Raw genomic sequence first — 14221 nt, forward strand, 5'->3', positions numbered from 1 at the left:
CTCGAAGGAGGAAACAATGCTCAACCGACTGTCGCATAATACCGTTTCGGACACGGTGATCGCCGACGCCATCGCCGAGGAACTCGACCGCCAGAAGACGCAGATCGAGCTGATCGCTTCGGAAAACATCGTTTCCGCCGATGTTCTGGCGGCGCAAGGCTCGGTGTTGACCAACAAATATGCCGAGGGCTATCCCGGCAAGCGCTATTACGGCGGCTGCGAATTCGTCGATAAGGTCGAGGCGGTCGCCATCGACCGGCTGAAGCAGCTCTTCGGCGCGGAATTCGCCAATGTGCAGCCGCATTCCGGCGCGCAGGCCAATCAGGCGGTATTTCTGGCGCTGCTTCAGCCCGGCGACCGGATCATGGGGCTTTCGCTGGCCCATGGCGGCCACCTGACGCACGGTTCGCCGGTCACCATGTCCGGCAAGTGGTTCGATGTGGTCTCGTATGAGGTCGACGCCGAAACTCATCTGATCGATATGGAGAAGGTGCGGGCACGGGCGCTGGAGACGAAACCGAAGCTGATCGTGGCGGGTGCATCGGCCTATCCGCGCCAGATCGACTTCGCCGGCTTCCGCAGAATAGCCGACGAAGTCGGCGCTTATCTGATGGTCGATATGGCCCATTATGCCGGGCTGATCGCCGGCGGCAAATATCCGAACCCCGTGCCGCACGCCCATGTGGTCACCTCCACCACCCACAAGACCCTGCGCGGTCCGCGCGGCGGCGTTATCCTCACCAACGATGCCGATATCGCCAAAAAGCTCAATTCGGCGGTATTCCCCGGCAATCAGGGCGGTCCGCTGATGCATGTCATCGCCGCCAAGGCCGTGGCTTTCGGCGAGGCGCTGCGCCCGGACTTCGCGGATTACGCCGGCCAGGTCATCGCCAATGCGCAGGCGCTTGCCGCCGTGTTGACAAAGGGTGGTCTGGGGATCGTCTCTGGCGGAACTGATAGCCATATGGTGCTGGTCGATCTGCGCCCGAAAGGCGTGACCGGCAAGATCGCCGAAATCGCGCTGGAGCGGGCGGGGCTTACCTGCAACAAGAACGCCATTCCCAACGATCCGGAAAAGCCCTTCGTTACCTCGGGTATCCGGCTCGGCAGCTCCGCCGGCACCACGCGCGGCTTTGGCGTCGCCGAATTCGAACAGATCGGTGCGCTGATCCTACGTGTCATCGATGCGCTGGCGGCTAATGCCGAGGGTGACGCCGCAGTCGAGGCCGACGTGCGGGCGCAGGTCGCAGCACTTTGCGACGCCTTCCCGATCTACGGTTCGTAAGCGGCCCTGCCGGGCTTCGGCAAGTCTCAATCGCCGTCCTGGTCACGGCCGGCGGTTCATCGGCAATCGGCGCGAAAGCGCGGGCGATCCGTCCGCGCCGCAAAGACCCAGGGGAGCAGGATTTGACCACCTATATCATGAAAGTCGCGTGTCCGGCGCGCAGAGGCATCGTCGCCGCCGTCTCCGGTTATCTTGCCCGGTCCGGCTGCAACATCAACGACAGTTCGCAATTCACCGACCAGGAGACCGGCCGCTTCTTCATGCGGCTGAGCTTCGTTTCCGAACAGGGATCGGGACGCGATGCACTGCTTGACGGGTTTGGTTCCGTCGCGGCCGATTTCGATATGGATTACGATATTCATGACCTTTCGCGAAAGACGAAAGTCGTGATCATGGTCTCGCGCTTCGGCCATTGCCTGAACGATCTGCTGTATCGCTCCCGCATCGGTGCGCTGCCGGTCGAGATCGTAGCCGTGATTTCCAATCATCTGGATTATCAGAAGCAGGTGGTGAACGAGGATATTCCCTTTCACCACATTCGTGTCACGCCGGAAACGAAGCCCGAGGCGGAAGCCGCGATCCTGCAGGTGGTGCAGGATACCGGAGCGGAGCTCGTGGTGCTGGCGCGCTACATGCAGGTCCTGTCGGACCGGCTATGTCAGGAAATGTCAGGCCGTATCATCAACATCCACCACTCCTTCCTGCCGTCTTTCAAGGGCGCCAATCCCTACAAACAGGCCTATGAGCGCGGCGTGCGGCTGATCGGCGCGACGGCCCACTACGTCACCGCCGATCTCGATGAAGGGCCGATCATCGAGCAGGATACGATCCGCGTGACCCATGCCCAGAGCGCGATGGATTATGTCAGCCTTGGCCGGGATGTGGAAAGCCAGGTGCTTGCGCGGGCCATCCACGCCCATATTCATCACCGGGTCTTCCTGAACGGAAACAGGACGGTCGTCTTTCCCGCCTCTCCCGGAGAACATGTGTCCGAACGCATGGGCTGAATGCGGGTTCTTGCGGAACCGCGATTTGCGTCTTTCCTCAGTGGCTCGTCGTCATGTCGTCCCGCCAGTAACAGGCGTTGAGATAACGTTTCTTGGACAGGACCGACAACTTGTCCCGAAAGTCCTGCCATTGGGAGAATGCATTGGCGAGCCACAGGAAATAATCATTGGTGGAAGCGGCTGTCTCCATCGCTGCACCGCCAACATGTTCGATGAATTTTGCGGGTGATACCGTCGAGCGCGGCAACCAGCATATTTGCATGCCGGGCGGGGCGACGATGTCATATCGGCAATTCTCGGCCCGAAGGAAAATCTGGCCGTTAACATCCCCGGGCAGGTTCTCGCAGATGCGGGCAATGGCGGGTAAGGCCGTTTCATCCCCGGCCAGCAGATAGTTTTTTGCCGGCTTCATTCCCAGTCCGCATGGGCCGGACATGCCGCAAAGCGCGCCGGGACGTGCATTCCGGGCAAAGGAACATCCCGGCCCCGCATCCTCATGCAGAACGAAATCGATATCGATAAAACCGCTATCGGGATCTATCGCCCGGATCGTGTAATAACGGACAGCAAAGGCATCTGCGTGTTCCGCAGCATTTTTCGTGGCGGGCAGATTGCGGTCGAAGCTCTTGTTCTGCTTTGAGAAATAAAGCCTGACATGGAGGTTTTTCAGCGTATTGAAACGGTGAAGCCCGGTGCCGGTAAAGCGCAGACGCTGCATGAAGGGGGCGAGGCGCTGGCTGTCGACCACTGTCAGAATCCTGAAGCTGTCATCCGCGAATATGGTCATGCGCGCCTTCCGATAAGTACAAGCAAAAACGGCCCGCCAACCACCGTCGCCAGGAGGCCCGCGGGTATCTGAAACGGGAAGATAAGGTTGCGCCCCAGCCAGTCGGCGATGAGCAGGATAAGTCCGCCGATCAGCGCCGCTGCCGGCAATTGCGTGCCGGCGCGCTGGAAACCCGCAAGCCGCGCCAGATGCGGTCCCATCAGTCCCGCGAAACTCAAGGGTCCGACGAGGATCGTCGCGCTTGCGGTGAGAATGGCGGAAAGCGAATAGAGACCGTTACGGCTCGCCACGACAGAGACGCCGGTATTTCGGGCGATATCTTCGCCAAGCGGCAGCACTTCCAGCCAGCGGCGAATGAAGGGAACGAGGGCAAGCCCGCCGGAAAGCAGGAGCGTCGCCATGATGGCTTCGCCCGGCGCGACGGCATAGGTGGAGCCGGAAAGCCAGGCGAGAAGCTGACCGAGCCTCGGGTCCTGCGATGTCATCAATACCGCCATGACGAAACCGGAGACGGAACTGAGCGCAATGCCGATCAGCAGCAGCCGGTCGCCGGAAAAACCCGGCTTGCGCGACAGGGTCAGCATCAGCAGCAAAACCGTCAGCGAACCCACCGCACCTGCGAGGATTTGTGCGCTACGGGTGGGGGCGGCAAGGGTGAGAAGAACCAGAATGACGCCGAGCATCGCCCCGGAAGAGACACCCAGCACCTCCGGCGATGCCATGGGATTGCCGGTGACGCGCTGCAGAATGGCGCCGGCAAGCGCCAGCATCGCCCCGCCGCTGAAGGCCGCGAGCGCCCTCGGCCAGCGCCAGCCGAGGCCATGCAGATCGTAAAGTCCCGATAAAAACCAGCCCTCCGTGTTTTTCCCGACGGAGAGTGCGACACCTGCGGCGACGCAGAAAATGGCGATGAGACCGAGCAAAGCCGGAATGGGTGAGGCGAGACGGGCTGCCGCTGGCTGCGCGCTTGGCTGCGGTGGGGCCGGCATCTCCAGCCGCCGGATCAGCGCGAACATCAGCGGCGCGCCGAGAAGAGCGGTGACGGCGGCGGTCGGGAACAATCGATAGGTGACGGGAAAAAACAGGACGATCTGGTCGGTCAAGGTCAGCAGCAGCGCGCCAAGTGCTGCCGAATAACCGAGCTGCGCCGCCATTCGTCTTGCGCCGCAGGCGCGCGCCAACGCAGGGGCGGCAAGGCCGATAAAGCTGATGATGCCGACGGAGGCGGTGACCACCGCCGTCAAGGCCGCCGCTACCACCAGCGTCATGAGCCGATAAGTGGCAAGCGACAGGCCGAGGCTTTTTGCATTGGCGTCCTCAAGCGTCATGATCGTCAGGGGGCGAAGAAGCAGCACGACTGCAAGGGCGAGCACGGCGAGACGAGGGGCCAGAAAGGAGACGGCGCTCCAGTCCTGCTGATCTAGATATCCAGCACCCCATAAGAAGATGCTGACGAGAAAATCGTGGTTGAACAGCACCAGAACGGCGCTCGCAGCACCGCAATAAAGGCTTACGATCATGCCTGCCAGCGTGAGGGTGACGGGCGACAGGCCTTTGCGCCAGGAGAGTGCGAGGATTGCCAGAAGCGACAGCGCCGCGCCCGCAAAGGCGATCCATTCCCGTGCGCCTATCCATTGCGGGAACCAGAGCGTGGCAATGGCAAGCAGCAGATAGGAACCGGCCGAAATGCCGAGCGTCGCCGGCTCGGCAAGCGGATTGCGCAGAATGTTTTGCAGTATCGCCCCGACAAGTCCGAGCGTCGCACCAGTCATCAGCGCCACCACGATCCTCGGCAGCAAGGTATTGTGCAGCAGCACCTGCGCCGTCATGTCGGGATCGGGGAAAAACAGGGCTGCAAGCGGCGTCCCATCGGGCATGCGCAGGAACAGGTTGAAGCCGGTAAGGCTGGCGCAGACGATGGCGAGCGATGTGACGACGATCGCGGATATGTTCGCCGTCCTCTTCATGGCGATGCCTCACCGACAAGGGCTTCGGAAACGAGGCGGGCGAAACGTCTTGCCGGCGGCAATCCGCCGTAAAACAGCACGTCCCTGATACGCACCAATCGGTTTTCGCGAATGAAGGGCAGGCTTTTGATGACCGGCGCGTTGAGAAGCGTATCCAGCTTCTCGCTGCTGGTATCGCCGATGCACAGAAGCCGCGCCTGCGGATGGCGGGAAAGCTGGTCGGCCGTCACTGTCGTATGACCATATTGCGAGGTGTAGCCATCCCAGGCGTTCTCGATGCCGAATTGATCGAGAACATTCTGGAAAAGGCTGTTCCTGCCGAAAACCAGCAGTCGCCTGCCATCTATGACCGTCGCCAGCAGCAGAGGCCGTCCGTCATAGGCGGAGAGCCGTGCTCGTGCCTGCCGCATCTCCGCGTCGAAACTTTCCTGAAACGCGTCAAACCGGCCGGGATCGCCGATCCGCGCGGCGAGCGCGATGAGAGCGTTTCTGCCACTGACTAAATGGTTTTCACCCGCAGTGACGCCGGAATCGAAAAGGTGGGTGGGGGCGATGGCGGCAAGCCGGCCGGCAGCCATGGTGAAATCGTCGCTGTGCAGGATGAGGCTTGGCCGAAGATAGTCCACAAGTTCCAGATTGGGCTCGGACCGCAATCCAAGCTCGGCGACCGAGGGCGACAGCGCCGGTTCGACGACGAGGCTGCCATAACGTTCCAGTTCCGGCATGGCTGCGGGCTGCACGCCAAGCGCCAGCAGGTTCTGCCCGCTCACCCAGTCCATGGCGACGATGCCGCCGGAACGGGCGGCCGATGACGGCCGGTTTGTAAGGAAAAAAGCACCTGTCCCGCAGAGCAGCGCTCTGCGGGACAGGGAACCGCGCAGCATCATCAGAATTTCGCCTGAACCGAGAAGGAGACGGTTCTCGGCGCACCGAGATAATAGCTGTTCTGCCAGTAGTTCTCATCGGTGATGTTGCTGACATTCAGCCGGAATGTCAGCGGATTGCCGAAGTTTTCGGTGGTGTAACGCAATCCGAGATCGGCGGTGACATAGGAGGAAAGGCGGTCGTTGTTTTCGGATGTCGCCCATTGTTTGCCGGTGTAATAGAGGCCGCCGGTCAGGAAGAGACCTTCGACGGTGGGAACCTCATATTCGGCATAGACCTTGGCGAGAACATTGGCGACGTTCATGGGCCGCTTGCCGTCATAGGTTCCGCCTTCGACCTTGGCGTCAAGGAATGTCACGCCGCCGAGAATGGTAAGGTCATCCGTCACCTTGCCGGTCGCCGTGAACTCGATGCCGCGATGGCGCTGGCGGCCGTCCTGCGTGTAGACATTGGCATCCGTCGTCAGTTCGTAGGCCTTGGAGATGTCGAACAGCGCCGCCGTCAGCAGCATGTCGCCGACATCGCCCTTGATGCCGATTTCCTTCTGCTTGCTGACCATGGGGGCGAGAATCTGCCCGCTATTTGCGGCCGTGTCCGGCGCGACGCCGCCCTGCTCGAGGCCTTCGATATAGCTGCCGTAGAGCGTCACCGCCTCCACCGGCTTGAAGAGCAGCGACGCCGAGGGCGAGAGCCTTGCTTCATCGTAATCCGGTGCGGAGCGGGCGCCGCTGCTGTCCAGCGACTGGCTCTGGATCATGCTGTAATTGGCGCCGACGAGGGCCGACCATTGTTCGTCGAATTCGATCTGGTCGCCGACGACGAAGTTATGATTGCGCACATAGCCGGACTTGTAGAGCGTACCGGTGTTTGGCGGGAAAGTCGGCTCGGCAATATGCCGGGGAGAAGACAGGGGGAAAGACGGCTGCCAGCCGGTATTGGGATTGTAAGTCGTACCCCAGTCCTTGCCCTGATACATGTAATATCCGGCGGTCAGCTTGTGGGAGACCGCGCCGGTCTCGAAGGAGACGTCCGCGAAAATATTCGCGGCGTCGAAGACGTTTTTTGTCCTGCCGGAGCGAATTGCGATCTGGGAATATTCCTCCGCGGACTGGACAAGATTCATCGTATGATCCTGAACCGGCCGGTCGATATATTCCCGCATATATCCACCGCGCAGGGTAATGGCGTCGTTCACATCGTAGGTGAGCTTGGCCGAGTATCGTTTTTTCTCGATTTCGTCGTGAATCCAGGGCTGGCTCCAGTTCCTGCTGGCGTCGGGCGCATCGCCATGCAGCACGCCGTCTGCGAAAGCCCAGTAGGAGTTGGCGGCGTCCAGCTTGTATTTGCTGTAGGAAGCATTGAGTTCGAGCTTCAGCCGGTCGGTGATGTTCCAGTCGAAAGCGCCGCTTGCCAGAAAGCGGTCGACATTCTGGTCGTCGATGGCCGTGTCGCCCGCCGAACGGACGATATTGAGACGATAACCCATGTCGCCTTCCGGATCGATGCGGCCGCCGAAATCGCCATGGACGAAGGCCTGCGCGCCGCCGTAATTGCCGACCGTCACGCTGTTCAAACGTTCCTGCGTCGGGCGCTTGTAGACATAGTTGATCATGCCGGCCGGCGAGGCCGCGCCATAGAGAAAGCCCGAAAGGCCGGAAAGAACCTCGGTGCGTTCCTTGTCTTCCAGCACCGTCGCGTGGCTGTAGGAGCGGCGGAAGCCGTCTTCGGCGGTGTCATAGGTGGTGAAACCGCGAATATTGGCCATCGGCGCCCAGCCGGACATCTGCGGCGTCTGGCTGCGGATGGTCGGCAGGACGCGGTAGATGTCTTCCGGGGATTGCGCCTGGATATTCTGGATCAGCTCCCTCGGCGCGACAGTGACGGAAAACGGCGTATCGCGAATGGCCGTCTGTCCAAGCAGGCCGAGAGAGGACAGTGTCTCTGTCCGGTAACCATCCTGCGCCAGCCCGTCCTGCTGCAATGCGGATGCGCCGCGCGTGCCCTGAACCGTAATGGGTGCGAGGAGGGTGGAGTTTCCGGCTGCCGCAGCACTTGCGGCACTGACCGGCGCGGCGATGACGACGGAGGTGGCGTCGGTGAAGGAATAAACGAGGCCGGTGCCGCGCAGAAGCTCCACGATCGCCTGCTCGCGGGTTGTTGCGCGGCTGACCCCATGCGAAAGTTTTCCGCGTGCAATCGAGGCATCGTAGGAAATTTGCGTCCCCGACAGTTTTCCGAAGGTTGCCAGCGATTTGTTCAGTGGGCCGGCCGGAACCGGATAAACCGCCTGCGCAAAGGCCGGCTGTACCGCGGTGCCGGCGGCGAGCGCCGTGGTCGTCGCCAGAAAGGCGAAAAACAGCGCGCCACGACCCTTACGACCCCTGTTTGTACCCTTATGAGCCGATGAGAACTCATTCCCCATGTGAAAGCCACTCCATTAAATCTGTCCCCGGAGACCGGCCGGCCTATGCTGGCGACGGGTTCTCTGAGGACAATACGAATGGCGTTCGAAAATTTTCCTCTTTTTCTCAAGTTTTCTTAGATGGATGAAATAACGGTCAAAAACGGCGTGACGGCCCGCACCTTGCCGCCGAATGGCCGCACCACCGCATCGAGCGCGCGGATGGGGTCGGCAAGATCGAAGACGCCGCTGACGACGTTGTTTTTCAGGGCAGGGGTGGCTATGACCACCTTGCCTTTTTGCCAGCGGGCGATGCGATTGACCACCGCCGCGACCGTCTCCTTCTCGGCAATGAGCATGCCCGTGCGCCATGCCGCGATTTCAAAAGCCTCCCTGACACCGCGATCCATACGGCGCGATGCCTGGTCGTAGGTCAGCCAGTCGCCTGCAGCCAGTTTCTCTCCGCCGGGAGAGGGCAGATCGGGCGATGTGGCCAGAACCAGCCCATGATCGACGGAGACGGAGATGGAGAGATCGTCGCCCGAAACGTCGAAAGCGGTTCCGAGCGCTGTGACGGTCAACGGTCCGTAGGCGACGGAGAAGGGGCGCGAGGCATCGGGCCGGACATTGAAATAGGCCATGCCGGCGAGGAGGTTCACCCGTCTTGCCCGCTCACCGAAATCGATGGCGATTGCGCTGTCCGGTCCGAGCGTGACCATGCTGCCGTCCTCGAGGGGAATTTCTCTGATCTCGGCCGTCGAGGTCAGGTAGTCGGCGCGGGCGCGTAACGTCACATAGGGTGCCAGCACCGAACCGCCAGCCGCCGCACCGAGACAGAGCACGCCGCCGACAAGCAGAAGACGCCGGTTGGGGTCGAAGCCCTTTTGCGAGGAACGGGCCTCCTCGGCCAGAATCTGGCCGGTCATGCCGTGGATCGCGGCGACCTTCGCCCAGGCGGCGGCATGGGCTGGCCCGCGCTCGATCCAGGCGCGTGCCGTTTCGATGGCGACGGGATTGCCGGGATCGTTCTGCAGGCGAATGGCAATATCCGCAGCTTCACGAAACAGGCGCCGTTCTTCCGACACTTCGTTCATAGCGAGCCTTTCAGGATTGCCGGAGACCGGACAATGTCACAGCCTTTGATATATACGAATGAGAGGCCGCATATTTCCGAATGAAAGAAGTTTAATGCGCAGGCCGGCGATTAAACGGCGATATCTGGAGCAAGACAACGGTTCCCGTCCTCTACAGACCGTTCAGCCGGTCTTCTATGTGTTCATAGGCGTCGCGGATCAAAACCCAGGTGCGGGTGGTGGACATGCCGAGCTTCTGCGCCACTTCGCTGATCGTCAGGCCGCCCATCCGGTGCAGCTGGAAGGCCTCGCGTACTCGCCGCGGCAGTTCCGCAAGCGCCTGTTCCACCAGCTGCAGCCGCTGGCGGTCATAGACGATGGTTTCGGCCGATGGCGACGGATCGATGATGGCATCGAAGGCATTTTGCGGCAGGTCAACACGGCGGAGACTGCGTTCGCGGCGATAATGATCGATGCTGAGATTGCGCGCCACCGTATAGAGATAGGATTTGGGATTGTGGGAAGCGGCACTTGCCGGCGGCGGTGAGGCAAGCACCTTCAAAAACGCATCCTGCGCCAGATCGGATGCCGTTTCAGGATCGATGCCCCTGCTGCGCAGGGACCTGACAATGCCCTTCGCATATAGCCGGAACAATTCCTGCAGATCCCAACTCAAGAGCCTTGCCTTCCGGTAATCGACCCCGTGCCTGCCCGGTGAAGGGACGGTCGGTGTGTCGAACGATGCAGCCGTCGGTCGATTATGTGCAATCGGTGCCGAATTCGAGAATATGCGAAGCGACGGCTTCGATAAGCAGGATCGCCCCGCAGGCATGATATCATCGGCCGTTTATGTTGCCGGTATCATGCTTGCGGGGCGGCGGTAAAGTAAAACAGTCTCTGTACTATGGATTAGTCTGTGACCTTTCCTCCGTATATATCAATTACCGCGCCGAACGATGCAGCGTGCGAGTAAAGGTTGTTATTCGGCGGGCTGCGCCACGGCCTCCATATCCGTCCGTCCGCGATCTCCGGAGAGGCTGCGCTGGCCGAGCGCGATGATGGCGACTGTCGAAAGGCTTGCGGCGACGGAGACCCAGAAACCGTTATCCGGGCCGAAATTGTCGATCACCCAGCCGGAGACGAAGGCGCCGAGCGCCATGCCAATACCGATTCCGGTCATCACCCAGGTCACGCCTTCCGTCAGCATCGATTCCGGCACGCGGCGCTCGATCAGGCCGAATGAGGTGATGAAAATCGGCGAGATTGCAACGCCGCTGAGGAAAACGGCGAAAGCGAGGAGTGCTACCGAGGTGTTGGCGACAAGCAGCGGCAGGGCGGTGAGTGCAAGCACGCTGACGGCGATCAGCAATTGCCGTTGCAGTGGCATTTTGGGGTTGAGCGCGCCGAGAATGAGGCCGACCACGAAGGAGCCAATGGCATAGACGCCGATGACGAGGCTGGCGGCTTCCGGTTGACCAAGCGCCTTGGTGATTGCGACGGCGCTCACCTCGGCCGTGGCGAAAGTGGAGCCGACGAAGATCAGCGCGAGCGTGATGATCTGGACCGGCCGCAGGAAGATGGCCGAACGCTGCCGGCGGCCGCTTTCAACCGGCCGCACCTTGGGCTCGGTCGCGCGTTGCAGAAGGAAGGCAAAGGTGCCAAGCGCCAGGAAGGTGGTGCTGATCATCATGCCCGCTTCCGGAAAGAGCGAAACCGCAAGGCCAACGGAAAGCGAGGCGCCGGAGATGTAGACAAGTTCGTCGGCGGCGGATTCAAAGGCGAAGGCGGTGTTCAACTCCGGCCGGTCGCGGAAGATTTCCGTCCAGCGGGCGCGCATCATGGCGGGAATGCTCGGCATGGCGGCGGCGAGGAAGGCGGAAAGGAACAGTGTCCAGGCGGGCCATCTCTGATTTGTCGCGATAATCAGCGCCGCAAAGGCGATGACCGAGACGATGGTCGCCGGGATGAGGACCTTGCTCTGCCCCTTGCGGTCCACCAGCCGGGAGATTTGCGGGGAGAGGGCGGCGTTGGTCAACGCGAAGGTTGCCGAGACGGCGCCGGCCAGCCAATATTCGCCATGAGTCTGGGAAAGCATGGCGACGATGCCGATCGGGGCCATGGCAATGGGAAGGCGGGCGAAAAAACCGGCGGCGGAAAAGCCTTTTGCGCCTGGAGCCCGGAAAATTTCTCTGTATGGATTAGACATCGGGATGCACCTTGTTCTAAGGGTGTCCACCACATACATACGTGGCGTATGTGAATGAGATAATTGCATACGACGCGTATGTCAACTAATATACGCGTCGTATGTGGAAAATGGAGAAGAAATGCGCAAACCTCGCAGTGAAATGATTGCCGAGACGCGGGCGAAGCTTCTGGCTGCCGGCCGCAAGGCCTTTGGCAGCATCGGTTATGCGGAAGCGTCGATGGACGACTTCACCGCCGAAGCCGGTCTCACCCGTGGCGCGCTCTATCACCATTTCGGCGACAAGAAAGGCCTGTTGCTGGCGGTTGTGGCCGAGATCGATGCGGAGATGACGAAGAGGCTCTGTGACATCTCCTCGAGGGCCGCGACCCGATGGGAGGGTTTCGTCGAGGAGAATGTCGGTTATGTGCGCATGGCTCTCGAACCGGAAATCCAGCGGATCATGTTTCGTGACGGGCCGGCCGTGCTCGGCGATCCGTCGCGCTGGCCGAATGCCAATGGCTGTATCTCGGCTGTCGCCCGAAGCCTGGATGCGCTCCGGGAAGAAGGCACCATCGGCGACATCGATCCGGAGGCATGCGCCCGCTTCATCAATGCGGCGAGCAGCAGCGCCGCCCAATGGATAGCCAATTCCGACGACCCGGAAACGACCTCGAAACGGGCTGTCGGAAGTTTCCGAACCTTTCTGGAGGGATTGCGGGTCAGGAAAGACTGACCCGCAAAGCTGCCGATCTGTTATTCCGCGTCGGCTGGGCGATCATCACGGAAAATGTGTAGAAAGATCTGGAATAGACACAGATCATGTTATTGGTAGCACTTGTTGTGACACTCATGAGGCCAAGGTGATGGTCGGCAAGAAGTCAGACAAAGTCTCCGGAAGCGAGCCATCGGTTGCGACGCCGAAGCTTCTGTCGGGCGGCAATCCCCAGATTGCAAAAGGATATGGCGACGCGCCGGTGCAGGCCTATATCGCCGCCATGCCGGGCTGGAAGAGCACGGTCGGTGGCCGTATCGACAGGCTGATCGAAGGTGCCGTGCCCGGTGTGCGCAAGGCTGTGAAGTGGAATTCGCCCTTCTACGGCATGGAGGACGACATCTGGTTCCTCAGCCTTCACTGCTTCACGAAATATATCAAGGTGACCTTCCTCAACGGCGCATCCTTGCAGCCTTTGCCGCCCGGCACCTCCAAACATCCGAAAGTCCGTTACCTCGATATCCGCGAGGATGCGTTCGATGAAGCGCAGTTCGTGGAGTGGGTGAGGCAGGCAAGCGTGTTGCCCGGCGAAAAAATGTGAGCGAACGGGTTTACCGGTCCCAGAGGCTTTCAAGCACGCGATGATCGCGAAATGGGCGGACGAATCATGCCGGTTTTCCTGCCTCTTGAGGATAGTGTCGCGCCGCGGATGATGAGAAATCGCGGGCTGTCCGATACAGTTTTTCCGGAGCGAAGAAAAACCGGCCGTTCCGGCCGATTTCTGTTTACTTTTGCCGGGGTTGCACGCCATCACGCTCACTGAATTCGCTGCCAGACGTATCGCAAACCACGGAGGATGAGATGAAGGCACTGGTGCTGGAAGAAAAGGGCAAGCTCTCGCTCAGGGATTTTGACATTCCGGGTGGAGCAGGATCCGGTGAACTCGGGCCCAGGGATGTGCGCATCCGCACCCACACGGTCGGTATCTGCGGCTCGGACGTCCATTATTACACCCATGGCAAGATCGGTCATTTCGTCGTCAACGCGCCGATGGTGCTCGGCCATGAAGCGTCTGGAACGGTGATCGAAACCGGCGACGAGGTGACGCATCTGAAGGTGGGCGACCGCGTCTGCATGGAGCCCGGCATTCCCGATCCCACATCGCGCGCCTCCAAGCTCGGCATCTACAATGTCGATCCGGCTGTCCGCTTCTGGGCGACGCCGCCCATCCATGGCTGCCTGACGCCTGAGGTCATTCATCCCGCCGCCTTCACTTATAAGCTGCCCGATAACGTGTCTTTTGCCGAAGGCGCCATGGTCGAACCCTTCGCCATCGGCATGCAGGCGGCGCTTAGGGCACGTATCCAGCCGGGCGATATCGCTGTCGTCACGGGGGCAGGTCCGATCGGCATGATGGTGGCGCTGGCAGCACTTGCCGGCGGTTGCGCCAAGGTCATCGTTGCCGATCTCGCCCAGCCGAAGCTCGATATCATCGGTGCATATGATGGCATCGAAACCGTCAACATCCGCGAACGCAATCTCGCCGAGGCCGTCTCGGCGGCGACCGACGGCTGGGGCTGCGATATCGTCTTCGAATGCTCGGGCGCAGCACCCGCCGTGCTCGGCATGGCGAAGCTGGCGCGGCCGGGCGGCGCGATCGTGCTGGTCGGCATGCCTGTCGATCCGGTTCCGGTCGACATTGTCGGCCTGCAGGCCAAGGAACTGCGGGTCGAAACGGTTTTCCGTTATGCCAATGTTTACGACCGGGCAGTTGCGCTCATCGCCTCCGGCAAGGTTGATCTGAAGCCGCTGATTTCCGCGACCATTCCCTTCGAAGACAGCATTGCCGGTTTCGACCGTGCGGTTGAAGCACGGGAAACGGATGTGAAACTGCAGATCGTGATGCCGCAGTAACG

At 60.9% G+C, this 14221-nt stretch carries 12 protein-coding genes; 5 read left to right on the top strand and 7 right to left on the bottom strand.

Translation table 11 applies throughout. The features are described from left to right. Nucleotides 1-16 precede the first annotated feature (16 nt). Both glyA and purU read left to right on the top strand, forming a co-directional pair. Nucleotides 17-1285, top strand: coding sequence for a serine hydroxymethyltransferase (glyA, locus tag AGR7B_RS21180; protein WP_080857793.1), 1269 nt, complete (start codon nucleotides 17-19; stop codon nucleotides 1283-1285). Between the two features lie 122 nt (nucleotides 1286-1407). Next, complete coding sequence (purU, locus tag AGR7B_RS21185) at nucleotides 1408-2292, top strand: formyltetrahydrofolate deformylase (RefSeq protein ID WP_078052859.1); 885 nt, start codon at nucleotides 1408-1410, stop codon at nucleotides 2290-2292. Nucleotides 2293-2329: 37 nt separating this feature from the next. Here purU and AGR7B_RS21190 read toward each other — a convergent pair whose 3' ends face one another. The 7 genes from AGR7B_RS21190 to AGR7B_RS21220 all read right to left on the bottom strand — a co-directional run bounded on the left by AGR7B_RS21190 (nucleotide 2330) and on the right by AGR7B_RS21220 (nucleotide 11611). Continuing rightward, nucleotides 2330-3079, bottom strand: coding sequence for a siderophore-interacting protein (locus tag AGR7B_RS21190; protein ID WP_078052858.1), 750 nt, complete (start codon nucleotides 3077-3079; stop codon nucleotides 2330-2332). Further along, nucleotides 3076-5046 carry a Fe(3+)-hydroxamate ABC transporter permease FhuB gene (gene fhuB, locus AGR7B_RS21195; RefSeq protein ID WP_080857794.1) on the bottom strand — a complete coding sequence of 657 codons (1971 nt, stop codon included), beginning with the start codon at nucleotides 5044-5046 and terminating at the stop codon, nucleotides 3076-3078. Before fhuB ends, AGR7B_RS21190 begins: the two co-directional genes overlap by 4 nt. After that, nucleotides 5043-5933 carry an ABC transporter substrate-binding protein gene (locus tag AGR7B_RS21200; protein WP_080857795.1) on the bottom strand — a complete coding sequence of 297 codons (891 nt, stop codon included), beginning with the start codon at nucleotides 5931-5933 and terminating at the stop codon, nucleotides 5043-5045. Before AGR7B_RS21200 ends, fhuB begins: the two co-directional genes overlap by 4 nt. Then, entirely contained in the window at nucleotides 5933-8353 is a 2421-nt protein-coding gene (locus AGR7B_RS21205) for a TonB-dependent receptor (protein ID WP_080857796.1), read from the bottom strand. The genes AGR7B_RS21200 and AGR7B_RS21205 overlap by 1 nt, the downstream gene beginning before the upstream one ends. A 116-nt stretch (nucleotides 8354-8469) precedes the next feature. Further along, complete coding sequence (locus AGR7B_RS21210; RefSeq protein ID WP_080857797.1) at nucleotides 8470-9426, bottom strand: FecR family protein; 957 nt, start codon at nucleotides 9424-9426, stop codon at nucleotides 8470-8472. Between the two features lie 151 nt (nucleotides 9427-9577). Further along, a complete protein-coding gene (locus AGR7B_RS21215) occupies nucleotides 9578-10081 on the bottom strand; it encodes an RNA polymerase sigma factor (protein ID WP_020812324.1) in 504 nt (167 codons plus the stop codon). 303 nt (nucleotides 10082-10384) lie between these two features. Continuing rightward, nucleotides 10385-11611 carry an MFS transporter gene (locus AGR7B_RS21220; RefSeq protein ID WP_080857798.1) on the bottom strand — a complete coding sequence of 409 codons (1227 nt, stop codon included), beginning with the start codon at nucleotides 11609-11611 and terminating at the stop codon, nucleotides 10385-10387. 121 nt (nucleotides 11612-11732) lie between these two features. On the opposite strand from AGR7B_RS21220, the gene AGR7B_RS21225 reads away from it, so the two are divergent. The 3 genes from AGR7B_RS21225 (at nucleotide 11733) to AGR7B_RS21235 (ending at nucleotide 14219) form a co-directional block, all read left to right on the top strand. Further along, nucleotides 11733-12326: a TetR/AcrR family transcriptional regulator gene (locus tag AGR7B_RS21225; protein WP_020812322.1), complete on the top strand. Its 594-nt coding sequence runs from the start codon at nucleotides 11733-11735 to the stop codon at nucleotides 12324-12326. Nucleotides 12327-12456: 130 nt separating this feature from the next. Continuing rightward, nucleotides 12457-12906 carry a DUF1801 domain-containing protein gene (locus tag AGR7B_RS21230; RefSeq protein ID WP_080857799.1) on the top strand — a complete coding sequence of 150 codons (450 nt, stop codon included), beginning with the start codon at nucleotides 12457-12459 and terminating at the stop codon, nucleotides 12904-12906. 260 nt (nucleotides 12907-13166) lie between these two features. Further along, entirely contained in the window at nucleotides 13167-14219 is a 1053-nt protein-coding gene (locus tag AGR7B_RS21235; protein ID WP_080857800.1) for an NAD(P)-dependent alcohol dehydrogenase, read from the top strand. Nucleotides 14220-14221 lie beyond the last annotated feature (2 nt).

The organism is Agrobacterium deltaense RV3, assembly GCF_900013505.1.
In the GTDB taxonomy this organism is placed as follows: domain Bacteria; phylum Pseudomonadota; class Alphaproteobacteria; order Rhizobiales; family Rhizobiaceae; genus Agrobacterium; species Agrobacterium leguminum.

Coding starts and splice junctions, on each gene's coding strand:
- glyA (WP_080857793.1), top strand. CDS start 17: ATGCTCAACCGACTGTCGCATAATACCGTTTCGGACACGGTGATCGCC.
- AGR7B_RS21190 (WP_078052858.1), bottom strand. CDS start 3,079: ATGACCATATTCGCGGATGACAGCTTCAGGATTCTGACAGTGGTCGAC.
- fhuB (WP_080857794.1), bottom strand. CDS start 5,046: ATGAAGAGGACGGCGAACATATCCGCGATCGTCGTCACATCGCTCGCC.
- AGR7B_RS21200 (WP_080857795.1), bottom strand. CDS start 5,933: ATGATGCTGCGCGGTTCCCTGTCCCGCAGAGCGCTGCTCTGCGGGACA.
- AGR7B_RS21205 (WP_080857796.1), bottom strand. CDS start 8,353: ATGGGGAATGAGTTCTCATCGGCTCATAAGGGTACAAACAGGGGTCGT.
- AGR7B_RS21210 (WP_080857797.1), bottom strand. CDS start 9,426: ATGAACGAAGTGTCGGAAGAACGGCGCCTGTTTCGTGAAGCTGCGGAT.
- AGR7B_RS21220 (WP_080857798.1), bottom strand. CDS start 11,611: ATGTCTAATCCATACAGAGAAATTTTCCGGGCTCCAGGCGCAAAAGGC.
- AGR7B_RS21225 (WP_020812322.1), top strand. CDS start 11,733: ATGCGCAAACCTCGCAGTGAAATGATTGCCGAGACGCGGGCGAAGCTT.
- AGR7B_RS21230 (WP_080857799.1), top strand. CDS start 12,457: ATGGTCGGCAAGAAGTCAGACAAAGTCTCCGGAAGCGAGCCATCGGTT.
- AGR7B_RS21235 (WP_080857800.1), top strand. CDS start 13,167: ATGAAGGCACTGGTGCTGGAAGAAAAGGGCAAGCTCTCGCTCAGGGAT.